Source organism: Lysobacter niastensis (assembly GCF_031457115.1).
GTDB classification, from domain to species: domain Bacteria; phylum Pseudomonadota; class Gammaproteobacteria; order Xanthomonadales; family Xanthomonadaceae; genus Lysobacter_J; species Lysobacter_J niastensis_A.
Genome location: NZ_JAVDVY010000001.1, coordinates 714,393 through 737,149, shown reverse-complemented (window position 1 = coordinate 737,149; position 22,757 = coordinate 714,393). Strand labels below are relative to the sequence as shown.

Sequence of the window (22,757 nt, the reverse complement as noted above, 5' to 3'; positions counted from 1 at the left end):
GCTCGGACCTTTCAAGGCCCCGCCAGCAAATCGATGGAGGGAACCCAAGCAAAAAGGGCGCGTCCCGAAGGACGCGCCCTTGTGGCGTGGAGATGGCCGTCATCCTCGGCTTGGCGCAGTCCGGCGCCCATCACCTAACCGACCCCTTGTCAGTGCCGACGTCCCTGTCGGCGTGGGTCAATCATGTGCAGATCGGGGCACGTTGCCTAGAGGGGCCCGCTTGCGAAAATGTCGACTACAGGTAGCATCCGCAACGCGAAAACCCGAAATAACCGCGATTTTCGGCAAGGCATCACATTCTACGCGCTACCGAAAGCGCACAGCCTTAGGCGTTTATTGTTCACGTCGTGAGTATCGTTGTCTTGTTCCAAATGGAGCCATTGGAGCCGATATGACACCGCAGCAACGCATACGCCTGGCCCGGCGCCACGCCGGTCTATCGCAGGCAGCACTAGGTACGGCCGTAGGAGTCCAGCGCAGTGCCGTCGGGCATTGGGAGGCGGCGCAGGGCAAGTTCCCCAGCGCGGCCCACCTGCGCGAAGTGGCGATGGTGACCGGCGTGCAGTTCGAGTGGCTGGCCACCGGTCGCGGCAAGATGACCCTGTCCCCCGACACGGCGCTGGATTCGGTCGCCGCGGTCGACGCGATCCTCGTCGACGAGCCGCTGGAACTGCGCCTGCTGGCCGCCTTCCGCAACGCGCCCACGCTGGCCAAGGCGCCGCTGGTGGAATTGGCCGAGCAATTGGCCCTGCAGCGCACCGGACGCGCGCGAGGCGGACGCGACCCAGGCCGCTGAGCCACCTCGCCTGCGTTAGCCCGATCCCAAGGCGGGCGGTACACTGGCGCCCCTCATGCCGACCCCCTCTGCCTCGACCGTGCGGCTGCTGCTGAGCACCTGCCCGGACCTGCCTACCGCCGACGCCATCGCCACGACACTGGTCGAGGAGCGCTTGGCCGCGTGCGTCAGCCGGCTGCCCGGAATGCAGTCGACCTACCGCTGGCAAGGCGCCGTCGAGCGGGCCGAGGAAGTGCTGCTGCTGATCAAGACCACCGCCGGGCGGCAGGACGCGCTGATCGCGCGACTGCAGGCCCTGCATCCGTATGAACTGCCCGAAGCGATCGCGGTCGAAATCCGCGGCGGCCTGACCCCGTACCTCGACTGGGTGGCCGAACAGACCCGTGAAGATGACTGACCCGAACCCGCGCTCTTTCTTCCGCCGCCACGCCGGCACCTTCCGACTGGCGTTGGCCGCCCTGCTGGCCAGCCTCGGCCTGGCCGGTCCCGCGACGGCGGCGATCGATCCCGACGACCTGTTGCCGGTCGACGAGGCCTTCGCGCTGACCGTCGAGGCGACGTCGCCCGACCGCATCGCGCTGCATTGGCGCATCGCCGATGGCTACTACCTCTACCGGCACCGCATCGGCGTCCAGGCCGACGCCGGCTTCGCCGCGCAGGCACTACAACTGCCCAAGGGCGAGACGCACGAGGACGAGTTCTTCGGCAAGGTCGAGACCTACCGCCAGTCGCTGACCGCGATCCTGCCGGGCCAGGCCCGCGCACAAAGCGTCACGCTGAAGATCAAGTACCAGGGCTGCGCCGACGCCGGCATTTGCTATCCACCGCAAACCCGCAACGTCACCGTGGCGCTGCCGGGTGCCGCCGCGAGCGAGCAAATGGTCGCCTTTGGCGCTCCCGGCGCAGCCTCTCCGGGCGGCCTGCTGGGCAATGCCAATCCTGCCGGCGCGACCGACGCCCTGCCGCTGCCGCCGGAGCAGGCGTTCCGGTTCGAGGCCATTGCCAGCGACGGCAACACCCTGCTGCTGCGCTTCACGCCGACACGCGGCTATTACCTGTATCGCGACAAGACGTCGCTGAAGCTCGATGCCGCCGCCACGCGGGCCGGCATCAGCCTTGGGGCCCCGCGCTGGCCGCGCGGCGTGGCCCACCGCGACGAGCATTTCGGCAATGTGGTGGTGTTCTTCGACGAGATCGAAGTGCCGGTGCCGCTGGGCCGCACTCGCGCCGACGCCACACCGCTACGACTGACAGCGACTTTCCAGGGCTGCCAGAACGAAGGCATCTGCTATCCGCCGATGACCCGCAGCATCGACATCGCGCTGCCGGCGGGCCTCGTGCAGGCGCCGCCCGCCGCGACTGCGCCGGAACCTGCACAACGGCTGCCATCAAGCACCGAAGCGGCCAGCGCCGGCGGTGCCACGGCATCGCCGCAGGCGGCCACCGGCACGTCCGCACCGACCTCCGCGGCCCCCCCTGCAGCCACCGGAAGCGAACTCGCCGAAGACAGTCGCCTCGCCGCAGCCCTGTCAGGCCCCAACCGCTGGTGGGCCCTGGCGAGCTTCTTCGGCTTCGGCCTGCTGCTGGCGTTCACGCCCTGCGTGCTGCCGATGATCCCGATCCTGTCCGGCCTGATCGCCGGCCACGGCCCGGGACTAGGCGCGCGCCGCGCGTTCGCGCTCTCGTTCGTCTATGTGCTGGCCAATGCGTTGGTGTTCACCGTCGCCGGCGTGATCGCGGGACTGGTGGGCGCCAACCTGCAGGCCGCCTTCCAGACGCCGTGGGTGCTCGTCGCCTTCGCCCTGCTCTTCATTGCCCTGGCGTTGTCGAGCTTCGGCTTGTACGAGCTGCAGTTGCCGGCGGCGCTGCGCAACCGGCTTGGTTCGCTCACTGATCGCCAGCGTGGCGGCTCGTGGGTGGGTGTGGCGGTGATGGGCGCGCTGTCGGCGCTGATCGTCGGCCCCTGCGTCGCTCCGCCGCTGGCCGCCGCCGTGCTCTACATCAGCCAGAGCCAGGATCCGGCATTCGGCGGCGCGGCCCTGTTCCTGCTGGCGATGGGCATGGGCGTGCCGCTGCTGGTGTTCGGCGTCGCCGCCGGCAAGGGTCTACCGACCAACGGCCCGTGGATGGTGGCGGTGCAGCGCGTGTTCGGCTTCGTGTTCCTGGGCCTGGCGGTGTGGATGCTGTCGCGGATATTGCCGGCACCGGCGACGCTGGCGTTGTGGGGAGCGCTGCTGCTGGCCGCAGCGGCCGCGGTGGTGCTGGCGCTCAAGCCGGTGCGCCGCGACGGAGCACGCGTGCTGGGCTGGACCGCCGCTTTGCTGCTGGGTCTGCTCGGCACCGCGCAACTGGTCGGCGCGATGGCCGGCAGCCGCGATCCGCTGCAGCCGCTGGCCGGCCTGAGTGGCCCGGGCAGCCAGGCGCGCGAACTGCCGTTCCGCAAGATCAAGTCGCTGGCAGACCTCGACCGCGAGGTCGCCGCCGCCCAGGCCGCGGGCAAGCCGCTGCTGCTGGACTTCTATGCCGACTGGTGCGTGTCCTGCAAGGAAATGGAGAAGTACACCTTCCCGCAGGCCGTGGTGCACGACGCCCTGTCCGGTTTCGTACTGCTCAAGGCCGACGTCACCGCCAACGACGAGCTCGATCAGGCCCTGATGAAGCGCCTGGGCATCATCGGCCCGCCGGCCACGCTCTATTACACGGGCGGCAGCGAGCGCCGCGAACTGCGTCTGTTCGGCTTCGAGGAATCCGACAAGTTCGTGCAGCGCGCGCAACGGGCGTCGCGCTGAGCCGCCCCTTTGATGGCGACGGGCTGATGTCGATGGGATCGACCACCAAGGTGCTGCTGGTCGCCGCGGTCGCCGGCGTGCTCGGTGCGATTGTCGGGCTCTGGGTGAACGGTCCCGGCCCGCTGCTTCGCACCGAGATCGGCCAGCGCGCCTTGCAGGGCGCCATCGGCGCCACCGCCCCGCCGCCGCCTGCCGGACTGGTGGTCGCCAAGCGCGGCCAGGTCATTCCCACGGTGCGACTGCCGGATCTGGACGGCAAAACCACCGAACTGCCTGCCCGCTTCACGGGCAAGACCGTGCTGATCAACCTGTGGGCCAGCTGGTGCGGGCCCTGCATCCAGGAAATGCCCGAACTGGACCGGTTTGCAGCCTCCCAGGGTGCAAACGGCACCCAAGTGGTCGGCATCGCGCTGGACGATGTCCAGGCCGTCCGCGACTTCCTGCAGCGCATCCCGGTCCACTACCCGATCCTGCTCGACCAGGCCGGCCCCCGCGACGCGGGCGTGCAACTGGGCAATCCCAAAGGGGTTTTGCCCTATACCGTGCTGGTTTCGGCGGATGGCCGGCTGCTCAAGCAGAAGATCGGGCCGTTCCAGGCGGGCGAAATCGAGGACTGGGTCTCGAATTAGAGCGGCCACTCAAACAACTGCTTAATTCCTGACAACTTCGCCGATACGGTAGCGAACGTCTGGACACCCCGCTTGGCATCGCGCACACTGCCGGCCTTTCCAAGCTTTTCCGGGGTGACCCGGTCTTCGATGGCGCAACTGCTGGTCCTGCATGGCCCCAACCTCAACCTGCTCGGCACGCGCGAGCCGGAGGTCTACGGCCACACCACGCTCGCCCAGATCGATGCCGACCTGCGGGCACGCACCGAAGCGGCGGGCCATGCCTTCGACAGCCTGCAGTCCAACGCCGAGCACGCACTGGTCGATCGCATCCAGGCCGCGCGCGAGGACGGCACCGCCGTCATCCTGATCAATCCGGCCGCCTACACCCACACCAGCGTGGCGATCCGCGACGCGCTGGCGGCAGTGGCCATCCCCTTCTACGAAGTGCACCTGTCCAATCCGCACCGCCGCGAGCCGTTCCGCCACACCAGCTATTTCAGCGACCTCGCCCTCGGCGTGGTCTGCGGCTTCGGCGCCGACAGCTACCGCTACGCCCTCGATGCTGCGCTGTCCCGGCTTGCCGCCGGCGCGGCCCACTGATTCCAACTCACCCGTCCGCGAACGCGGGCACACGACCTAGAGGCCCATCCATGGACCTGCGCAAAATCAAGAAGCTCATCGACCTGCTCGAGGAATCCAACCTCGCCGAGATCGAAATCAAGGAAGGCGAAGAATCCGTCCGCCTCGCCCGCACGCCTCGCGGCACGATGGTGGCCGCACCGGTCGCGCACCACGCTCCGGTCGCACCGGCTCCGATGATGCCGATGCACGGCCCGACCGAAGCGGCCAGCGGCGGCACGCCCAAGCCCGCAGCCGACCTTCCGCCGGGGCACATCGTGCGCGCACCGATGGTGGGCACCTTCTACGCCTCGCCGGCGCCGGACAAGCCGTCCTTCGTCACCGTCGGACAGGCGGTCAAGGCCGGCGACACGCTGGGCATCATTGAAGCGATGAAGATGTTCAACCCGATCGAGGCCGACGTCGCCGGCACCGTGCTCAAGGTGATGGTCGAGAGCGGCCAGCCGATCGAGTTCGACCAGCCGCTGTTCGTTATCGGGTAAGGCCGTAGGGAAACAGGGAACAGGGAACGACCGTTCCCCAACCCATCGTTTCCCTGTTGCGTCTTCCCACTCCCGTTTTTCGAGAAGAGCCCCATGCTCGATAAAGTCGTAATCGCCAACCGTGGTGAAATCGCGCTGCGCATCCTGCGCGCGTGCCACGCGCTCGGCATCCGCACGGTCGCCGTGCACTCCACCGTCGACCGCAACCTCAAGCACGTCGCCATGGCCGACGAGTCGGTCTGCATCGGGCCGGCCCCGTCGACCGACAGCTACCTCAACATGGCGCAGATCATCGCCGCGGCCGAGGTCACCGACGCCCAGGCGATCCATCCCGGCTACGGCTTCCTGTCGGAGAACGCCGACTTCGCCGAACGCGTCGAACAATCCGGCTTCATCTTCATCGGCCCCAAGGCCGACACGATCCGCCTGATGGGCGACAAGGTCGAGGCGATCCGCGCGATGAAGTCCGCCGGCGTACCGTGCGTGCCCGGCAGCGGCGGGCCGCTCGGGGACGATGCGGCCACCAACGTCAAGATCGCCCGCGAGATCGGCTATCCGGTCATCGTCAAGGCGGCCGGCGGCGGCGGCGGTCGCGGCATGCGTGTGGTGCATACCGAAGCCCACCTGACCACGGCCATCCAGACCACCAAGTCCGAGGCCAAGGCCGCGTTCGGCAACGACATGGTCTACATGGAGAAATTCCTGGAGAACCCGCGCCACGTGGAGATCCAGGTACTCGCCGACGGCCAGGGCGGTGCGATCCACCTGGGCGAGCGCGACTGCTCGATGCAGCGCCGCCATCAGAAGGTCGTCGAGGAAGCGCCGGCACCGGGCATTACGCCGGAACAGCGCGCCGAGATCGGCAAGGTCTGCGTGGAAGCCTGCATCCGCATCGGCTACCGCGGCGCCGGCACGTTCGAGTTCCTGTACGAGAACGGCCACTTCTACTTCATCGAGATGAACACCCGCATCCAGGTGGAGCATCCGGTCACCGAGATGGTCACCGGCATCGACCTGGTGCGCGAGCAGCTCAACATCGCCGCCGGCCACAAGCTCTCGATCAAGCAGAGCGACGTGGTGCTGGAAGGCCATGCCATCGAGTGCCGCATCAACGCCGAGGATCCGGACACGTTCATGCCGTTCCCGGGCCTGATCCAGCATTTCCACGCACCGGGCGGCCCCGGCGTGCGCGTCGACAGCCACATCTACGAGGGCTACCGCGTGCCACCGAACTATGACTCGATGATCGGCAAGCTGATCGTGCACGGGCCCGACCGCGAGACCGCGATCGCGCGCATGCGCGTGGCGTTGTCGGAAATGGTCGTGGACGGCATCAAGACCAACATCCCGCTACAGCAGCGGATCATGTCGGACGCCGGCTTCCAGCAGGGCGGGATGAACATCCACTACCTGGAAAAGCGCCTGAAGGAACAGAAGGAAAAGGCGCTGTCGATCGTCTGACAGGCCGTGCCCTCTCCGAACACGGGAGGGCAAGCTGGTTGATTCGACGAACCGCTGCGCGAACAGCGCAGCGGTATTGAGCTTCAGCGGACTTCCGTGACGCTCCCAGCATCGGATTCCGCCACCGACGCCTGCGCGTCGGATTGCGCGTCTTTGAGCAGTTCCGTGCCTGCGCTCGAGATCGGGCTGACCACCTGCACGTACTCGGTGGAGCCATCGGGCCAGACCACCTTGAACTTGCTGCCCGGCGGCAACGAGGTAAACGGCGTGCCGCTGCGCGCACGGTATATCGCGGCGATCTGCGCCGCGCCCGCCGCCCGGACTTGCGCCGGCGAGTGGACCGAGGTCGCCGCCACCGTGGAGAACTGGCGGTATTCCTGCCCGCGGATGACGTCGATGACGACATCGGCGGTGGCGACCGAATAGATGCCGATCAACAGCAGCCAGAAACAGGCCTTGGCCCTGCGCATGGTACGAGTGTCCTTCATCATCATCCTCTCCCGTCGCCCAACAGCGACGCGACCATTTCTTCCACCACTTCCGCCCCCTGACGCGGAACGGCGGCGTCGTATACGAAACGCTTGAAATCCTGCCCCTGCTCGCGTGAACAGATGCCCCCGTTGGCGCAATACGCCGTCATCAGCGCGCCATCGGGACCGCAATCCATGCCCAACTCGCAAGCGGCCAGTTGCCAGGCCAGCTCGGTGAGCTGCGTACCGGCGACCTGGTCGGCCAGTTCAGGTTTGCCGCTCGCGGCGATGCCCATGGCCGGCGACAACGCCAGATAGGCTTCCGGATCCTTCGATTGGCGAACCCGCATCACCAAGCCACGCAGATACGCTTCATCGTCACTGAGCGGTCGCCCGCTCGCAGCCAAGGCGGCCTCCGCCGCCAGGCTGCCGGCCTGGGCCGCTTCGGTGCGCTTGAGCAGCACCGCGCTGAACAACCGGTCCTGCGGCGCGAATCGCGCGCAACGCTGGCTCACGCGCTGGCGGGCGGCGGCCATCGCCTGCGAGGTGCGCAAACCCAGCGCCGTGATCGCATCGGTGTCGCGCGTGTAGTTCACCGGCGCCGCTGCAAAGCCGGCGCAGTAGTCGTAGGCGCGACTGGCCATCCAGGTCGCGTCCGGGTCGGAGGCACGGATGGCCGGGTCGAGCCGTTGCACATACCCGTACAGGTCATTCTCGGTTTCGAAATCCCGCCGCACCCGCGGCATCCGCGCGACCACTTCGTTGCCATAGGTCGCGACGTCATCGCGGCGCCCGGTCGCTTGCGGAACCAGCGCGCGCGCCAACGGGATGACCGGGTCCGGGACGACCTCCACCACCGCCGGATCGGCGGGCGGCCAGTTGTGGTCACGCAGGAAGAAAAGCGCCGCCAGCACCGCGGAGACCGCGATGAAGCCAAAAACCTGCTTGTTGGCGATGCGCGGCACCATCCGTCAGCGGCCGAGGCCGTTGCGCGGGCAGAACCGGCCCTGGGGCACGATCATCCTGTTTCCCTGAGTCCTGGTATTCCTGCGTCCTGCCCTGCGCCCCCTGGATCGGGTGGGCAGGCACAAGCGCCGGCCATTCTAGAGACAACTCGCCCCCGATGCCGCATCGGCGGCGACGTCATCGCCAGAACCGAGCATCCCGGCCGCAGGACGCTCTTTACGTCGCCACGGCCGCGCCCCACCATGCCCGCTCCCCCGCAACACGCCCGTCCATGCCATTCCTGGAACTCACCCTGCCCTGCACCGAAGCCCAGCAGCCGCGCTACGAGCGCGCGCTGGAGAATGTCGGTGCGCTCGCCGTCACCCTCGTCGACGCCCATGCCGACGCGGCCGACGAGCAGGCGATCTTCGAGCCCGGCGTCGGCGAAACGCCGCTGTGGGGCGAAATGGTGCTGACCGCCCTGTTCGAAAGCGGCACGCCGCAGGAACTTCTGCTGTACGCACTCAGTGCCGCCGACGAAGGGCTGGACTGGTCGCGCACGAGCTTCCGCGAAGTCGAAGACCAGGACTGGGAGCGCGCCTGGATGGACCAGTACGAACCGCTGCGGTTCGGCGAGCGTACCTGGATCGTGCCGTGGAACAGCGAACTACCTGACGGCGCCGATGCCGCCGATGCCGCGGTAGTGCGCCTGGACCCCGGCCTGGCGTTCGGCTCCGGTACGCACCCGACCACCGCGTTGTGCCTGCAATGGCTCGACGGGCTGGCCACGCTGGGCCATCTGCGCGATGCGCGCGTGCTCGATTTCGGATGCGGCTCGGGCATTCTCGCGCTGGCCGCGCTCAAGCTCGGTGCTGCCCACGCGGTCGGCGTCGACAACGATCCGCAGGCATTGATCGCCACGCGCGACAACGCCGAGCGTAATGGCGTGAGCGATCGGCTGGCGGTACACCTGCCCGATGACGAACCGCAGGCCGCCTATCCGGTGGTGGTCGCCAACATCCTGGCCACTGCGCTGATCGCGCTGGCCGACAAGCTGGCAGCACGCGTGGCTCCGGGAGGTCGCATCGCGCTGTCCGGCATCCTCGCCGGACAGGAGGACGAGGTACTGGCGCGCTACGCGCAGGACTTCGACGAGCTTCGCGCCGACCGACTGGAAGACTGGATGCGCGTCACAGGCGTGCGCCGCGGCTGAGGTCGACAACACCAGCGCATGGTTGAATAACCGCATGTTCGCGCCCTGCCCGCATTGCGGTTTCCTGGTGGCCCTGGCCACCACCCGCCACAACCCGAAGCAACGCTGCCCGCGTTGCGACGAGTTGCTGCGGGCCGAACCGGCCGCGAAGCCCGCCAAGCCGAAGGCGGCTTCGGCCAAGAACGAGGCGCTGGCCGGTGCTGCTGCACAATCACCGGAAGTGGCAGCACCGACGCCGGAGCCCGCTCCCGCTGCTGCTCCCGTTCCTGCCGCAACTCCTCCCAAGCGCGAAGCTGCCGAAAGCGGCTCCAAGCGCAAGTCGACCGTCGCGCGAAACGAGCCTGCCACTAAGCCGACGACCGATGTCGCGCCTGTATCGCCGGCTCCCGCTTCGCCTGATGCAGTAGCGGTGGATGCAGTGACGGCTGACGCGACGGACTCCGCCGAGCCCGCGCCGACCTTCGAAGATTCCATCGCCGCGGCATCGTCCATCGCGCCGGCCATGGCTCGCCCGGCACCGCCACGGCGTCGCGCCATGGCAACGCGAGGCACGCCCAGTTTCGCCCGCGTTCGCCAACCTGCACCGCCGCGGCAGCTCCACTGGCGCGGCCCCGTCGCCATCGTCGTGCTGGTGCTGTTACTGACGCTGCAACTGTTGCTCGCCCAACGCGCGGAACTGGCCGCGCAGGCGCGCTGGCGTCCCCTCGTGGCCGCGGTCTGTGGCGCCCTGGGTTGCGAACTGCCGCCGTGGCGCGAACCAATCGCCTTCACCATGCTCGACCGCAACGTGCAACCCAAGACCGGCATGGCCGGCGTCCTGACCGTCAGCGCCAGCTTCCGCAACGACGCGCGCTGGCCCCAACCTTGGCCGACGATCGTGCTGAGCCTGTCGGATATCGACGGCCGCCAGGTCGGGCAACGCGCCTTCGCTCCCGCCGAATATCGCGACCGCGGCAGCGCCGAGCTTCTGGCCCCCGGCCAGAGCGCGGCCGTGCAGCTGGACGTCATCGAACCGGCGCCCCGGATCGTGGCGTTCACCTTCGATTTCCGATGAGGGTATCGGTCGCGTTGTTTGTCGCGACGCCCCCGCGCTAGACTCGCCATCCCGTCTGAGGCCGAGCGCGCAGCGCCGGCAGGGGACCAGACCGGGATCATGTCAGGGGACGTCATTTGAACGCAGCTGCCAACGAAGCCAACCGACCTCGCGTGCCTTTGCGCGACCACGTGGCCCACTCCATCCGTCGCTACCTGGGCGACCTCAACGGCTCCGGCACCGAGAACCTGTACGAGATCGCGTTGCGCGAGCTCGAGATTCCGCTGTTCGCCGAGGTACTGGAGCACTGCGACGGCAACCAGAGCCGCGCCGCGGCCATGCTCGGCATCCATCGCGCCACGCTGCGCAAGAAACTGAAGGACTACGGGCTCGGCTGAGCCCCCCGCGATCCGGGCCAACCCCGGGTCGCCTTCCTGCGTGCGGTAAGTGCGGCCGGACACGCCCGCTATAATTGGCGTTTCCCGTCGCCGTCCTCTCCCCCATGACTTCCGAACGTCTGCCCGCCTCGCCGGTGAAGATCCGCCGCGCGCTGCTGTCCGTTTCCGACAAGACCGGCCTGATCGAACTGGCCCGGTCGCTTGCCGCCCAAGGTGTCGAGCTGCTCTCCACCGGCGGCACCGCCAAGGCGATCCGCGATGCGGGCCTGGCGGTCAAGGACGTGTCCGACGTCACCGGCTTCCCGGAAATGATGGACGGTCGCGTCAAGACCCTGCACCCGATCGTGCACGGCGGCCTGCTCGGCCGCGCCGGCACCGACGACGCGGTGATGGCGCAGCACGGCATCGCGCCGATCGACCTGCTGGTGCTCAACCTGTATCCGTTCGAGAAAGTCTCGGCCGATCCCGCCAGCTCGATGGAAGACATCGTCGAGAACATCGACATCGGCGGCCCGGCGATGCTGCGCTCGGCGGCCAAGAATTTCGCCCGCGTGGCCGTGGCCACCGATCCGGCGCAGTACGCCGGCATCGTCGAGGAGCTGCAGGGCAACGACGGCACGCTCTCGGCGCAGACGCGGTTCCGACTGTCGGTGGCCGCGTTCAATCGCGTCGCCCAGTACGACGCCTGCATCAGCGACTACCTCTCGGCGATCAATCCCGATGACGGCGCGCGTGCGCTGTTCCCGGCCCAGCAGAACAGCAACTTCGTCAAGGTGATGGACCTGCGCTACGGCGAGAACCCGCACCAGCACGGCGCGTTCTACCGCGACCTGTATCCGGTGCCGGGCACGCTGGCGACCTTCACCCAGTTGCAGGGCAAGGAACTGAGCTTCAACAACCTCGCCGACGCCGACGCGGCGTGGGAGTGCGTGCGCCAGTTCGAGCGTCCGGCCTGCGTGATCGTCAAGCACGCCAACCCCTGCGGCGTGGCTGAAGGCGTGGCCTGCGGCGATGCCTATGAACTGGCCTACGCCACCGATCCGACTTCCGCGTTCGGCGGCATCCTTGCCTTCAACACCAGACTCGATGCGGCCACGGGCAAGGCGATCCTGGACCGCCAGTTCGTCGAGGTGCTGATCGCGCCGGATTACGACGATGGCGCGCTCGCCTACGCGAAAAAGAAAGCCAACGTACGCGTGCTGCGCATCCCGCACGGCGAGGGGCGCAACAACTTCGATATCAGGCGCGTCGGCTCGGGCCTGCTGATGCAGACCAGCGACATCCGCGAGGTCGGTCGCGACGAACTGAAGGTGGTGACCAAGCTGGCGCCTACCAAGGAGCAGTTCGACGACCTGCTGTTCGCCTGGCGCGTGGCCAAGTTCGTCAAGTCCAACGCCATTGTCTACGCCAAAGACCACCGCACGATCGGCGTCGGCGCGGGACAGATGAGCCGCGTGTATTCGGCGCGCATCGCCGGCATCAAGGCCACCGACGCGGGCCTGGTGGTGCCGGGCTCGGTGATGGCCTCCGATGCGTTCTTCCCGTTCCGCGACGGCATCGACGCGGCGGCCGAAGCCGGCATCAAGGCGGTGATCCAGCCGGGCGGCTCGATGCGCGACAGCGAGGTCATCGCCGCCGCCGACGAGCACGGCATCGCGATGGTGTTCACCGGCGTGCGCCACTTCCGTCACTGATACGTCCGTCAATACGGCCGTCATTGATACGACGGGCGCGGCAGACACGCCCATCACCACAGGCGGGGCAGACTTCGGCGCAGCACGCATTGCCCGGAGTCGGAGCCCCCATGTGGATTCGCACCGAAACCCAGGATGACCTCGACGCGATTCGGCAGGTCATCGGCGCGGCCTTTGCCGACCAGCCCGGCAACGGGCGTCCCGAGCAGCGCATCGTCGATGGGCTGCGCGAGGCCGGTGCGCTGACCTTGTCGCTGGTGGCCGACATCGACGGACGCATCGCAGGCTGCATCGCGTTTTCCCCGATCACGGTTTCGTCCCTGCCGGGCGGCGAAGGCGCGGTCGCTTGGTTCGGTCTGGGCCCGGTCGCCGTATTGCCGCGCGACCAGCGCCACGGCGTCGGCAAGGCGCTGGTGCGTGCCGGCCTGACTGAACTGGAACGCCTGCGTGCCACCGGTTGCGTGGTATTGGGCGAACCGCGCTATTACCAGCAATTCGGCTTCCGCGCGGGGTCGGGCCTGCGACTGGCCAACGTTCCGGCTGAATACTTCATGGCGCTGGCCCTGGACGGAGCGACTCCGCAAGGTGAAGTGCGCTACCACCCGGCCTTCGGTTTGAGCTGAGCCTCGACCTGAACTGCCAAACATTCCCGATTGCGGCGCTCATTCAGGCCGATCACCGGCATCGACGACGTTCGACTCACTGACACGCGCCTGCCTGCGTCCGCGGCCGGCCGGGTCACGTAAAATCTCTGTCCCCACACGCGCCATTGGCAGGAGCCTGCATGAAAGTCCTCGTTATCGGTTCCGGTGGGCGCGAACACGCGCTGGCCTGGAAATTGGCGCAGTCCTCGCGCGTTACCGAGGTGCTGGTGGCCCCGGGCAATGCCGGCACCGCGACCGAAGCCAAATGCCGCAACGTCGCCGTCGCCGCGACCGATATCGATGCGCTGCTGGCGCTGGTCGAGGACGAAAGCGTCGCCGTCACCGTGGTCGGCCCCGAGGCGCCGCTGGTGGCTGGCGTCGTCGACCGTTTCCGCGCCAAGGGCCATCGCATCTTCGGCCCGACCGCCGCCGCCGCGCAGCTGGAAGGCAGCAAGGCGTACGCCAAGGATTTCCTCGCGCGGCACGGCATTCCGACCGCGCATTACGCCGTCTTCACCGAAGCCGATCGCGCGCTGGAATACGTGCAGGCAAAAGGCGCGCCGATCGTGATCAAGGCCGACGGCCTGGCCGCCGGAAAGGGCGTCATCGTCGCGATGAGCCTGGCCGAAGCCGAGGCCGCCATTACCGACATGCTTTCCGACTACGCCTTCGGCGCTGCCGGCGCGCGCGTGGTGATCGAGGAATTCCTCGATGGCGAGGAAGCCAGCTTCATCTCGGTGGTCGACGGCGTCACCGCGTTGCCGATGGCGACCAGCCAGGACCACAAGCGCGTCGGCGACCGCGATACCGGACCCAACACCGGTGGCATGGGCGCGTACTCGCCGGCGCCGGTGGTCACGCCGGAAGTGCATGCACGCGTGATGCGCGAAGTGGTCGAGCCGACCGTGCGCGGCATGGCGAAGGACGGCATCCCGTTCACCGGCTTCCTCTACGCCGGCCTGATGATCGACAAGCACGGCGCCCCGAAGGTGATCGAGTTCAACGTGCGCTTTGGCGATCCTGAAACGCAGCCGGTGATGCTGCGCCTGCGTTCGGATCTGCTCGACCTGGTGGAGGCGGCGATCGACCAGCGGTTGCACGCGGTCAAGGCGCAATGGGATCCACGCTCTTCGCTGGGCGTGGTGATGGCCGCTGAAGGCTATCCGGGCACGCCGCGCACCGGCGATGTCATCAGCGCCTGGGATGCGCCCGACATCGAGGACACCAAGGTCTTCCACGGCGGCACCGCGCTGGAAGGCGAGCACGTGGTCACCACCGGCGGTCGCGTGCTGTGCGTGTGCGCACTGGGCGATTCGGTGGCCGAGGCGCAACGCCTCGCCTACTCCGAAGTGGCGGGCATTTCCTGGCACGGCGAGTTCCATCGCCACGACATCGGCTGGCGCGCGATCGAGCGCGAGGATGCGGAGGCGGAGCCGGCCTGACGGTCTGTCCCTGCCTGCCCACACAACCTCTGTCCGACCGGAGAGAGGCCATAGCAGCCGCCTTGTTCGGGTTGTCCCTTCTCCCGCTTGCGGGAGAAGGTGGCCCGCAGGGCCGGACGAGGGTCTGGCACGTAGTGCAGGACGAGCACAGTCGGCCTGCATGAAGTGAAGCCGATCCATCCGCTCTGCTAGTCTCGCGCGAACCGACACGGACCGTATGAGCGCATGGCGCACAACCAGCTCGAACTGCTCAAGCAACGTCGCTTCCTGCCGTTCTTCCTGACCCAGTCGCTGGGTGCCTTCAACGACAACGTCTACCGCCAGGCGATCATCGGCCTGCTGTTCTGGCTGGGCATCAGCCCGGAGCAACGCACGCTCTACACCAACCTCGCTCCGGCGTTGTTCATCCTGCCCTACTTCCTGTTCTCGGCGACTGCCGGGCAGATTGCCGAGAAGCTGGAGAAATCCCGACTGATCCGCATCACGACCACGATGGAAATCGTGATCATGTCGCTGGCGGCGGTGGGCTTCCTCACCCAGAACATGCCCGTACTGCTGGTGGCGCTGTTTTCCACTGGCGTGCAATCGACGCTGTTCGGCCCGGTGAAGTACTCGATCCTGCCTTCGGTGCTCAAACCCGAGGAGCTCACCGGCGGCAACGGACTGGTCGAGATGGGCACGTCGATCTCGATCCTCGTCGGCATGATCCTCGGCGGCCTGATCTTCAAGCTGGCCGGCGACCAGGGGCCGATCGTGGCGGCCACCGCAGTGGTCCTGCTCGCCATAACCGGCAACCTCGTCAGCCGCGCCATCCCGCGCGCCGAAGCCGGCGCGCCCGATCTGAAGGTCAACTGGAATCCGGTTCCCGAATCACTGGCGATCATTCGCCTGGCGCGCAAGCAGCCGGCCGTGCGCAACGCCATCCTCGGCGTGTCATGGTTCTGGTTCGTCGGCACGGTGCTGACCTCGCAGCTGCCGACCTACGCCGAGGTCAACCTCGGTGGTGCGGAGACGCTGTACATCTTCGCGCTGGCGCTGTTCTCCATCGGCACCGGCGTCGGCTCGATGCTGTGCGAGAAGCTGTCCGCGCGCACGGTCGAGATCGGCCTGGTGCCGCTGGGCGCGTTCGGCATCAGCGCCTTCATGATCGACCTGTATTTCGCCCGCAACGGCGCGGCCGTGGCGTCCGGCCTGAGCGTGTCGGGCTTCATGCAGCAACCGGGCAGCTGGCGCATTGTCATCGACCTGATCGGCATCGGCCTGTTCGCCGGCTTCTTCGTCGTGCCGCTGTTCGCGCTGATGCAAAGCCGCACGCCGCGCAACGAGATGTCGCGCGTGATCGCCGGCATGAACATCCAGAACGCCGGCTTCATCGTGCTGGCAGCGGTCCTGGGCATCGTCGTGCAGCGCTACCTGGGCTGGAGCATCCCGCAGGTGTTCCTGGCGCTGGCGATCGCCAACATCGTCGTGGCGATCTACATCTTCACGATCGTGCCCGAGTTCATGATGCGGTTCCTGAGCTGGGTGCTGGTGCGCGGGCTGTATCGCCTGAAGCTGCACGGCATCGAGAAGCACGTGCCCGACGAAGGCCCCGCGTTGCTGGTGTGCAACCACGTCAGCTACATGGACGCGCTGATCCTGGCAGCGAGCATTCCCAGGCCGGTGCGCTTCGTCATGTATCACAAGATCTTCAACATCCCGGTGATGAGCTGGATCTTCCGCACCGCCAAGGCCATCCCGATCGCCGGGGCCAAGGAAGACCCGGATCTGATGCGGCGCGCGTTCGAAGAGATCGACGCGGCGCTGGCGCAGGGCGAGATCGTCGGCATTTTCCCGGAGGGCGCCCTGACCAGGGACGGCGAGATCGCGCCGTTCAAGTCCGGCGTCGAACGCATCCTCGAACGTGCCAGTGAAAGCGGCCGCCCCGTGCCAGTGGTGCCAATGGCGCTACGCAACATGTGGAGCAGCATGTGGAGCCGTCGCGACGGCCGCCTGAGCCGCATGCGCGTGCCGCGCCGCTTCCGCGCGCACGTCGAGGTCATCGCCGATGCGCCGATCGATGGCGCCGCGGTGGACGCGCCGATGCTGGAGGCCCGGGTGCGCGAGCTGCGCGGCGACGCGGCGTGACCCGCGTCCGCTCGACCGCCTGACTGTCGGCGGCCAACTCCCACTGCTAGCATCCGGACCGGGACGTCGTCGGAGGTTGCGGGCGACGAATCAACACTTGTTCCAGCCGTAAGCCGCACTTAAAAATCACAAAGCAGGGGAACTCATGAGCATGCCGCCACCGGTCCCGACGCAGTCGGTGCCCAACCATCTGGTCTGGTCGATCCTGATCACCGTCGCTTCGCTGTGCCTGTGCTGCGTGGTCGGCACCATTCCGGGCATCGTCGCGATCGTGTATTCCTCGCAGGTCAACAGCAAGTTGAATGCAGGCGACCTGGCTGGCGCCGCGGAAGCTTCACGCAACGCCAAACTCTGGTGCTGGATCACGACCGGCCTGTGCATCCTCGGTCTGTTGCTCAGTATCGTCTGGATCGCCGCCGGCGGCGCCGCGCAGTACATGGAGATGATGCGGCAGATGCAACAGTTGCAGCAGGCGCAGCCGGTACCGCAGTCGTGACGGTCGCGCGGCTGTCGCCCGCCACGCGCAAGGCGGCAGTCGCGCTTTTGCTGGTCGCCGCCCTGGCGACCGGTGCCGGGTTGCTGTTCGTGTTCGACCCGAACGCCGCCGACAGCCCACTGCCGCAATGCCTGTTCCGCTTGTTGACGGGACTCTATTGCCCCGGCTGCGGCATGACCCGCGCATTGCATGCGCTGTTGCACGCCGATGTCGCGCGCGCATGGGCGATGAATCCGATGATCGTGCTGATGCTCGCGCTGCTGCCGGCGATGACCTGGCACCAGCTCGGCCGACAGCCGGCATTGCCCGCGCCATTCTCGCGCGTACTGATGAACGGAAAGGCGTGGATCGCGCTGCTGGTCGCGTTCGGCGTCCTGCGCAACCTGCCCTGGGCGGCGTTCGCCTGGATGGCGCCCGGCTAGCGGCGCGTAGCGAAGGAGTGAGCGTGGATCAGTTCACCCAGCCGGCAATCACGAACAGCGCCAGCACCGCCAGCCATACCAGCAGGATGCGCCAGACCAGGCTCATCGCATCGCGCAGTTCGGGCACGTCGCCGCTGGGTTGCAGCGCCGGTGGCGGTGGCGGCAGGCCACCCTCGCCGGCTTCGGCATTGCCCGCATCGTCGATGTAATCCGCAGCCTCTTCGGCCAGTTCGCATTTGACGCTGGCACGCGCGGCCGCACCGAGGAAACGCGTATCGAGCTGGAACATGGCACCGCCGGCCTCGCGCCAGACGCCGAGCACCGTGTCGAAGTTGCCCACCAGTGCCAGCGACAGCGTCATCAGCTGCGCCACCGGCCAATCCAGGATCGCCATCAGCCTGCGCGCACCGCTGCGGGTCTCGTACGGCAGCGAACTGGCGCCGGGACCTTCGGCGGCCAACGCCGTAAGGCGATACAACAACGCGCCCATCGGCCCCAGCAACAGGAACCAGAACAACACGCCGAACCAGCGCAGCAATGCATTGCGGAACACTGCTTCGACCAGCGAGGCGCCATCCAGCGCAGGCGTGGCGCCTTCCGGCCACAGCCGCGCCGCGGCAGCGCGACGCGCGGCGGTATCGGGCGCATCCACGATCGCCTGCACGTCCAGGTCCAAGTCGCGCGGCCCCCAGGCATAGAACAGGACGACCACGCCAAAGACGAGCCCGACCAGGCCCAGCAACGGCTCGTCCAAGGCGGCCTGGAACAGTCCAACCGCCAGCACCGGCGGCAGCAATGCCACGACGATGCCCCAACGCCCGCGCCAGAAGCTGCCATCCGGGAAGCGTCCGTCGAGCCAGCGCAGCCAGGTGGAGAACCAGTCGTAATGGCGCACCGAGGCCGCCAGCGACTGCGCCAGATGTCCCAGCAGCAACGCTACGACAACGGCGATCAGGGTGACGGAGATGGACATTCAGTGCTTCTCCCGGCCTGGCACGGATGCTGCCGCGATTCTAGCCTGCCATGCCTCTAGCCTGCCGCGTCCACGCTCAAGCGAGCCGCCCGGACTGCGCAAGCGTGAGCCATTGCACGATCAGCCAATGCGAAATCGAGATGCTCGGTGACAACAACGGCCCGCCGTCGTCGGCCTGGCCACCGGGCTCGCCGCGGGCGAGGGCCGCGCGCACTTCCTCGGCGGTGAACCAGCGCGCCTCTTCGAGCTCGTCGTCGACCTGCGGCTCGTCGGGTTCGGCTTCGGCAGAGAATCCCAGCATCAGCGCGCCGGGGAACGGCCACGGCTGCGATGCGAGGTAGCGGCAGCGGCGCACGCGCACGCCGGCTTCTTCCAGCACTTCGCGGGCGACGGTCTGCTCCAGCGTTTCTCCGGGCTCGACGAAGCCGGCAATCACCGAATAGCGCCGCGGCGCCCAGGTGCTCTGGCGGCCCAGCAGCAATCGCTCACCATCGCTGACAGCGACGATGACCGCCGGATCGGTGCGCGGGTAATGCTCGGCGCCGCACTGGCCGCAATGACCTTGCCAGCCGCCGTGCGAGAACGCCACTTCGCCTCCACACACGCCGCAATAGCGGTGACGCCGGCGCCAGTGCTGCAGCGCGCGTGCCTGCGCGAACACGCTGGCCTCGAAAGCCGGCCACAGCGCGGCGGCGCTGCGCAGGTCGATCAGTTGCGGGGCCTCGTAGGCGGTCAGGGCGGCATCGAGCGCGAACCAGCCGCCTCCCTGCGCATCCAGACCGAGGAAGACCGCCGCGCCGACACCACCCGGGCCTTCGCTGATCTGTTCGCCACGAGGCGCGCAAAGCCCGCGCGCGTCGTCGGCGTACGCGAGCCCCTGCTCGTCGAGCAGGATCACCCGCGACCGCGGCCACAGGGTCGTCAGCGCGGCCGTGTCGTTGCGCAGGCGATCAGCGCGATCCAGCGCGCTGCGACAGGCGGCGTCGGCGCCGGCCTCGACGAATGCGAAAGGTGCCGTGGGTTGGCTCACACCGCGAACGACGAGCCGCAGCCGCAGGTCGTCTTCGCGTTCGGATTGCGGATCACGAACTGCGCACCGTGCAGGCTTTCGGTGTAGTCGACCTGCGCACCCATCAGGTACTGCAGGCTGAGCGGATCGACCAGCAGGGTGACGCCGTCGGTCAGCACGGCCAGGTCGTCCTCGGCCTGCTGCTCATCGAACTCGAACCCGTACTGGAAGCCGGAACAGCCGCCGCCCTGGATGTAGACGCGCAGCTTGAGCGCGGCGTTACCTTCCTCCGCGATCAGTTCGCGGACCTTGGCGGCCGCCGCGGGAGAGAACTCCAGGGGACGGTCGAGCGACTGGTAATCCGGCGTTGCGAGCGTGGGGATAAGCGATTCCATCCGCTCAGGATGGGGCCCGCGGGCGCGTCATTCAAGCTTGACCATTCATCACGCGGCGGCTGTGGTCCTTACTGCGCCGCAGTGGTGGGCGCGATCTCGCGGGTCGCGTCGGCCCAGGTGAACGACTGCTCGATCGCCGCGCCCTGTTGCGGCGCCAGCCGCACCGCGACCCGTACCGGCGCAAACCCCTGCGGCAGGAACACGTCGCCTTCGACCTGCTGGAAATACTTGAACGAATACCCCAGCCCCGGCGCTTCGGGCTGCTGACGCAGTTCGGCCCAGGCCAGCTTCTCCAGCCGGCCGGCGCGGGTGCCTTCGATGGTCAACGTAAGCTGGCCAGTACTGACCGCGCCGCGATTGAGGTTCTGCGTCAGCGTCGTGGTGAAGTGCCAGGCGGTGTCGTTCTGCGGCTGCATCCGCAGCGCGTGCACGGTCAGGCCGCGGCGCTGTGAGGTGCTCCCGACCAGGCGCTCGTAGAAGGCCACGTCGGCACGCAGGCCGGCGATCTCCTCGTCGCGCTCGGCGAGCGTGCCCTGCAGGTCGCGGTTGGCTTCGCGGCTGATCTGGTCGGAGCGCGACAGCGTGGTGACCCGTTGCTGCAACTGGTCGACCTCGGTCTGGAGGTGGCGGGCGCGTCGCTGGCTATCGCCGAACTGGGTGCGCAGGTCGTCCGGCACCGGCGCCAGCACGCGCCACAGACCCCAGCCGCCAAACGCGAGCGCCACGACCAGCGTCACCGCGCCAGCGATCTGCCAGCGTCGTGTCGTCGAGCGGCTTGAGGAAGCGGTTGCGGGTGAGTCCATGCCGGTCGCCACGGGAGTGCGGCGACCAGCCTACCTCGCTGCCGGCGTACGGTCAGCCGGCCAGGGCTCCGGCGTCCACCATGGCTTCAGCTACGGGCCATGCGGTCTCGGCGGCGTCGGCATGGATCAGGCGGCCAGTCAGCTGCGCACCGGCGGTCATTTCGACCACCTGGTAGTGGACGTTGCCGCGCACGCGCGCCTTGGCAGCAAGCTCGACGCGGTCGCCGGCGTGAACATCGCCATGGAGCTGGCCGTTGATGACCACCACCGGGGCCCGCACCTCGCCCTCGATGCTGCCCTGCTCGGCCAGCGTCAGGATCGCGTGCTGCCCTTCATCGGCGATCACCTTGCCGATGATCCGGCCTTCGATATACAGCCCGCCACTGAAATGCAGATCCCCGCGAATCACGACCTGCGGGCCGATGAGGGTGTCGATCTGGCCCGCGTTCTGGGCCGGCTTGTTCTTGAACATGTTGCTCACGTTTCCCCGGTGACGTTGGTGCGCTTCCATCCCAGCGTCTGCTCCACGGTGCCGCTGTCGCCGTGCAGCGACACCCGCACGCGCTGCGGCGTGAAGCCCGCCGGCAACATCACGCTGCCGTCGACCTGCTGGAAGTAGCGGAAAGAATAATTCTGCGGTGGCGCGGCGGCGCGCTGGTGAAGTTCGTCCCAGCCGATCGTGGCCAGCTTGCCGTGACGGACGCCTTCGAGCACGAACTGCAACTTGCCATTGCTGACCGCGCCGCGATTGAGGCTTTGCGTCAGCACCATCTGGTAGCGCCAGGTGCCACCCGTTTCCGGCGTGAATGCCGCCGAATAGACATTCAGCCCTTTGGGCTGCGACGTGGCGCCGACCAGGCGCTCGTAGAAGGCGACATTGGCGCGCAGCGAGGCGATCTCCTGCTCTCGTGCCGCCAACGCGTTCTGCATCTGCAGGTTGGCGTTGCGGCTGATCTGGTCGGAACGCTCCAGCGTGGCCTCGCGCTGCTTCAGCGATTCGGCCTGGCGATGCCACTGGCGTAACTCGCCGCGGACGCTGTCGAGCTCATCGCTCAGTTGCGGCAACTGCGGCGCGGCGCGCCACGTCGCCCAGGCCCAGATCGCCCCCAGCGATGCCGCCCACAGCGCCGCGACCGCCGCCGTCCAGACGAGCGGACGCCTGTCCTGGCGTTGCTGGACGACCATTAAACGCGGTGTTGTCGTGCCCCTGGATCTGCTCATGCCGAAGCGGCTCGCCGCCGACTTCCCCCTATACTCGCCCCGAGTCTAGCGGGAATGCCGCCATGTCCTCTGCGCACCTGTTCGCAATTGGCGTGATGCTGGCCTGGCTGGCCGGCATCCGCGCCTACCTCACCGTATTCGGCGTCGGCTTGGCCGGCGCGATGGGCTGGGTGGATCTTCCGCAGGCCCTGGAGCCGGCGCAATCGCCCTGGGTACTGGGCGTATCGGGCGCGCTGGCGGCCGCGGAGTTCTTCGCCGACAAGATCCCGGGCGTGGATTCGGTCTGGGACCTGCTGCAGACCCTGCTGCGCGTGCCCGCCGGGGCGTTCCTCGCCGCGGCCACGCTGTCGCCGGACGGCCACCTCGGTGCCGGCGCCATGGCCGCCGGCGCCGGCATCGCCTTGGCCAGCCACGTGCTCAAGTCCGGCTCGCGCGCGTTGCTCAATACCTCGCCGGAACCGGTCAGCAACTGGACCGCATCGGTGAGCGAGGACGTAGCGGTCGTCGGCGGCCTGGCGCTGGTGTTTGCCCATCCCTGGATCGCTCTCAGCCTCGCGCTGGTGGTGTCGACGCTGGTCGCGCTGATGCTGTGGTGGGTCTGGCGCAAGCTGTTCCGGCGGACGCCGAAGCCGGGCACCGCCTGAGGCCACAAAAACGAACGCCGCCGGGATCTCCGGCGGCGTCATGGTTTGGT

25 protein-coding genes are annotated in these 22,757 nt (G+C 67.8%); 17 read left to right on the top strand and 8 right to left on the bottom strand.

Features of this window, described 5'->3' with window-relative positions:
- The first annotated feature begins 391 nt into the window (after nt 1–391).
- The 7 genes from J2X06_RS03420 (at nt 392) to accC (ending at nt 6,778) form a co-directional block, all read left to right on the top strand.
- On the top strand, nt 392–796 hold the full coding sequence (locus J2X06_RS03420; protein ID WP_310058293.1) for a helix-turn-helix transcriptional regulator: 405 nt from the start codon (nt 392–394) through the stop codon (nt 794–796).
- A 55-nt stretch (nt 797–851) separates the two neighbouring features.
- On the top strand, nt 852–1,193 hold the full coding sequence (gene cutA, locus J2X06_RS03415) for a divalent-cation tolerance protein CutA (protein WP_310058290.1): 342 nt from the start codon (nt 852–854) through the stop codon (nt 1,191–1,193).
- Nucleotides 1,186–3,585 carry a protein-disulfide reductase DsbD gene (gene dsbD, locus J2X06_RS03410; RefSeq protein ID WP_310061205.1) on the top strand — a complete coding sequence of 800 codons (2,400 nt, stop codon included), beginning with the start codon at nt 1,186–1,188 and terminating at the stop codon, nt 3,583–3,585. Before cutA ends, dsbD begins: the two co-directional genes overlap by 8 nt.
- A gap of 26 nt (nt 3,586–3,611) precedes the next feature.
- Nucleotides 3,612–4,214 carry a TlpA family protein disulfide reductase gene (locus J2X06_RS03405; protein WP_310058287.1) on the top strand — a complete coding sequence of 201 codons (603 nt, stop codon included), beginning with the start codon at nt 3,612–3,614 and terminating at the stop codon, nt 4,212–4,214.
- Nucleotides 4,215–4,343: 129 nt separating this feature from the next.
- A complete protein-coding gene (gene aroQ / locus J2X06_RS03400) occupies nt 4,344–4,796 on the top strand; it encodes a type II 3-dehydroquinate dehydratase (protein WP_310061201.1) in 453 nt (150 codons plus the stop codon).
- Nucleotides 4,797–4,846: 50 nt separating this feature from the next.
- Complete coding sequence (gene accB / locus J2X06_RS03395; RefSeq protein WP_310058284.1) at nt 4,847–5,317, top strand: acetyl-CoA carboxylase biotin carboxyl carrier protein; 471 nt, start codon at nt 4,847–4,849, stop codon at nt 5,315–5,317.
- A gap of 93 nt (nt 5,318–5,410) precedes the next feature.
- Nucleotides 5,411–6,778, top strand: coding sequence for an acetyl-CoA carboxylase biotin carboxylase subunit (accC, locus tag J2X06_RS03390; protein WP_310058281.1), 1,368 nt, complete (start codon nt 5,411–5,413; stop codon nt 6,776–6,778).
- A gap of 83 nt (nt 6,779–6,861) precedes the next feature.
- Here the strand turns inward: accC and J2X06_RS03385 are convergent, their stop codons facing one another.
- Both J2X06_RS03385 and J2X06_RS03380 read right to left on the bottom strand, forming a co-directional pair.
- On the bottom strand, nt 6,862–7,266 hold the full coding sequence (locus J2X06_RS03385) for a hypothetical protein (protein ID WP_310058278.1): 405 nt from the start codon (nt 7,264–7,266) through the stop codon (nt 6,862–6,864).
- A 2-nt stretch (nt 7,267–7,268) separates the two neighbouring features.
- Nucleotides 7,269–8,216, bottom strand: a complete 948-nt coding sequence (locus J2X06_RS03380; RefSeq protein ID WP_310058276.1) for a hypothetical protein — start codon at nt 8,214–8,216, stop codon at nt 7,269–7,271.
- A gap of 269 nt (nt 8,217–8,485) precedes the next feature.
- On the opposite strand from J2X06_RS03380, the gene prmA reads away from it, so the two are divergent.
- From prmA to J2X06_RS03335, 9 genes are all read left to right on the top strand, one after another.
- Nucleotides 8,486–9,406: a 50S ribosomal protein L11 methyltransferase gene (prmA, locus tag J2X06_RS03375; RefSeq protein WP_310058274.1), complete on the top strand. Its 921-nt coding sequence runs from the start codon at nt 8,486–8,488 to the stop codon at nt 9,404–9,406.
- Between the two features lie 34 nt (nt 9,407–9,440).
- Nucleotides 9,441–10,460 (top strand): DUF3426 domain-containing protein, encoded by a 1,020-nt coding sequence (locus J2X06_RS03370; RefSeq protein ID WP_310058272.1) that lies wholly within the window; start codon nt 9,441–9,443, stop codon nt 10,458–10,460.
- Between the two features lie 116 nt (nt 10,461–10,576).
- On the top strand, nt 10,577–10,837 hold the full coding sequence (fis, locus tag J2X06_RS03365) for a DNA-binding transcriptional regulator Fis (protein WP_310058268.1): 261 nt from the start codon (nt 10,577–10,579) through the stop codon (nt 10,835–10,837).
- 104 nt (nt 10,838–10,941) lie between these two features.
- A complete protein-coding gene (purH, locus tag J2X06_RS03360) occupies nt 10,942–12,531 on the top strand; it encodes a bifunctional phosphoribosylaminoimidazolecarboxamide formyltransferase/IMP cyclohydrolase (protein WP_310058265.1) in 1,590 nt (529 codons plus the stop codon).
- Nucleotides 12,532–12,641: 110 nt separating this feature from the next.
- Nucleotides 12,642–13,154, top strand: coding sequence for a GNAT family N-acetyltransferase (locus J2X06_RS03355; RefSeq protein WP_310058262.1), 513 nt, complete (start codon nt 12,642–12,644; stop codon nt 13,152–13,154).
- Nucleotides 13,155–13,315: 161 nt separating this feature from the next.
- A complete protein-coding gene (gene purD / locus J2X06_RS03350; RefSeq protein ID WP_310058260.1) occupies nt 13,316–14,617 on the top strand; it encodes a phosphoribosylamine--glycine ligase in 1,302 nt (433 codons plus the stop codon).
- 225 nt (nt 14,618–14,842) lie between these two features.
- The gene (locus J2X06_RS03345) at nt 14,843–16,744 is read left to right on the top strand and encodes an MFS transporter (RefSeq protein ID WP_310058255.1); all 1,902 of its coding nucleotides are present in this window, start codon (nt 14,843–14,845) and stop codon (nt 16,742–16,744) included.
- 151 nt (nt 16,745–16,895) lie between these two features.
- Nucleotides 16,896–17,240 (top strand): CD225/dispanin family protein, encoded by a 345-nt coding sequence (locus J2X06_RS03340; RefSeq protein ID WP_310061198.1) that lies wholly within the window; start codon nt 16,896–16,898, stop codon nt 17,238–17,240.
- Complete coding sequence (locus tag J2X06_RS03335) at nt 17,237–17,662, top strand: DUF2752 domain-containing protein (RefSeq protein ID WP_310058253.1); 426 nt, start codon at nt 17,237–17,239, stop codon at nt 17,660–17,662. The genes J2X06_RS03340 and J2X06_RS03335 overlap by 4 nt, the downstream gene beginning before the upstream one ends.
- Before the next feature lie 28 nt (nt 17,663–17,690).
- Here J2X06_RS03335 and J2X06_RS03330 read toward each other — a convergent pair whose 3' ends face one another.
- The 6 genes from J2X06_RS03330 to J2X06_RS03305 form a co-directional block, all read right to left on the bottom strand.
- Nucleotides 17,691–18,629 (bottom strand): hypothetical protein, encoded by a 939-nt coding sequence (locus J2X06_RS03330; protein ID WP_310061196.1) that lies wholly within the window; start codon nt 18,627–18,629, stop codon nt 17,691–17,693.
- A gap of 82 nt (nt 18,630–18,711) precedes the next feature.
- Nucleotides 18,712–19,665: an NAD(+) diphosphatase gene (gene nudC, locus J2X06_RS03325; protein ID WP_430539484.1), complete on the bottom strand. Its 954-nt coding sequence runs from the start codon at nt 19,663–19,665 to the stop codon at nt 18,712–18,714.
- Nucleotides 19,662–20,039 carry an iron-sulfur cluster insertion protein ErpA gene (gene erpA, locus J2X06_RS03320; RefSeq protein ID WP_310058250.1) on the bottom strand — a complete coding sequence of 126 codons (378 nt, stop codon included), beginning with the start codon at nt 20,037–20,039 and terminating at the stop codon, nt 19,662–19,664. Before erpA ends, nudC begins: the two co-directional genes overlap by 4 nt.
- Before the next feature lie 68 nt (nt 20,040–20,107).
- Complete coding sequence (locus J2X06_RS03315; protein WP_310058249.1) at nt 20,108–20,842, bottom strand: DUF6776 family protein; 735 nt, start codon at nt 20,840–20,842, stop codon at nt 20,108–20,110.
- A gap of 52 nt (nt 20,843–20,894) precedes the next feature.
- Entirely contained in the window at nt 20,895–21,314 is a 420-nt protein-coding gene (locus J2X06_RS03310; protein WP_430539483.1) for a bactofilin family protein, read from the bottom strand.
- Between the two features lie 5 nt (nt 21,315–21,319).
- Complete coding sequence (locus tag J2X06_RS03305) at nt 21,320–22,027, bottom strand: DUF6776 family protein (protein WP_310061190.1); 708 nt, start codon at nt 22,025–22,027, stop codon at nt 21,320–21,322.
- A 98-nt stretch (nt 22,028–22,125) separates the two neighbouring features.
- On the opposite strand from J2X06_RS03305, the gene J2X06_RS03300 reads away from it, so the two are divergent.
- Complete coding sequence (locus J2X06_RS03300) at nt 22,126–22,707, top strand: DUF4126 domain-containing protein (RefSeq protein ID WP_310058247.1); 582 nt, start codon at nt 22,126–22,128, stop codon at nt 22,705–22,707.
- Nucleotides 22,708–22,757: the final 50 nt, after the last annotated feature.

What these genes read in the sequence shown, in the direction of transcription:
- J2X06_RS03380 (WP_310058276.1), bottom strand. Translation starts at nt 8,216, where the DNA reads ATGGTGCCGCGCATCGCCAACAAGCAGGTTTTTGGCTTCATCGCGGTC.
- J2X06_RS03355 (WP_310058262.1), top strand. Translation starts at nt 12,642, where the DNA reads ATGTGGATTCGCACCGAAACCCAGGATGACCTCGACGCGATTCGGCAG.
- purD (WP_310058260.1), top strand. Translation starts at nt 13,316, where the DNA reads ATGAAAGTCCTCGTTATCGGTTCCGGTGGGCGCGAACACGCGCTGGCC.
- J2X06_RS03385 (WP_310058278.1), bottom strand. Translation starts at nt 7,266, where the DNA reads ATGAAGGACACTCGTACCATGCGCAGGGCCAAGGCCTGTTTCTGGCTG.
- aroQ (WP_310061201.1), top strand. Translation starts at nt 4,344, where the DNA reads ATGGCGCAACTGCTGGTCCTGCATGGCCCCAACCTCAACCTGCTCGGC.
- erpA (WP_310058250.1), bottom strand. Translation starts at nt 20,039, where the DNA reads ATGGAATCGCTTATCCCCACGCTCGCAACGCCGGATTACCAGTCGCTC.
- cutA (WP_310058290.1), top strand. Translation starts at nt 852, where the DNA reads ATGCCGACCCCCTCTGCCTCGACCGTGCGGCTGCTGCTGAGCACCTGC.
- J2X06_RS03370 (WP_310058272.1), top strand. Translation starts at nt 9,441, where the DNA reads ATGTTCGCGCCCTGCCCGCATTGCGGTTTCCTGGTGGCCCTGGCCACC.
- J2X06_RS03340 (WP_310061198.1), top strand. Translation starts at nt 16,896, where the DNA reads ATGCCGCCACCGGTCCCGACGCAGTCGGTGCCCAACCATCTGGTCTGG.
- accB (WP_310058284.1), top strand. Translation starts at nt 4,847, where the DNA reads ATGGACCTGCGCAAAATCAAGAAGCTCATCGACCTGCTCGAGGAATCC.
- accC (WP_310058281.1), top strand. Translation starts at nt 5,411, where the DNA reads ATGCTCGATAAAGTCGTAATCGCCAACCGTGGTGAAATCGCGCTGCGC.
- prmA (WP_310058274.1), top strand. Translation starts at nt 8,486, where the DNA reads ATGCCATTCCTGGAACTCACCCTGCCCTGCACCGAAGCCCAGCAGCCG.
- J2X06_RS03310 (WP_430539483.1), bottom strand. Translation starts at nt 21,314, where the DNA reads ATGTTCAAGAACAAGCCGGCCCAGAACGCGGGCCAGATCGACACCCTC.
- J2X06_RS03305 (WP_310061190.1), bottom strand. Translation starts at nt 22,027, where the DNA reads ATGGTCGTCCAGCAACGCCAGGACAGGCGTCCGCTCGTCTGGACGGCG.
- J2X06_RS03300 (WP_310058247.1), top strand. Translation starts at nt 22,126, where the DNA reads ATGTCCTCTGCGCACCTGTTCGCAATTGGCGTGATGCTGGCCTGGCTG.
- J2X06_RS03315 (WP_310058249.1), bottom strand. Translation starts at nt 20,842, where the DNA reads ATGGACTCACCCGCAACCGCTTCCTCAAGCCGCTCGACGACACGACGC.
- J2X06_RS03405 (WP_310058287.1), top strand. Translation starts at nt 3,612, where the DNA reads ATGTCGATGGGATCGACCACCAAGGTGCTGCTGGTCGCCGCGGTCGCC.
- dsbD (WP_310061205.1), top strand. Translation starts at nt 1,186, where the DNA reads ATGACTGACCCGAACCCGCGCTCTTTCTTCCGCCGCCACGCCGGCACC.
- J2X06_RS03345 (WP_310058255.1), top strand. Translation starts at nt 14,843, where the DNA reads ATGGCGCACAACCAGCTCGAACTGCTCAAGCAACGTCGCTTCCTGCCG.
- J2X06_RS03420 (WP_310058293.1), top strand. Translation starts at nt 392, where the DNA reads ATGACACCGCAGCAACGCATACGCCTGGCCCGGCGCCACGCCGGTCTA.
- purH (WP_310058265.1), top strand. Translation starts at nt 10,942, where the DNA reads ATGACTTCCGAACGTCTGCCCGCCTCGCCGGTGAAGATCCGCCGCGCG.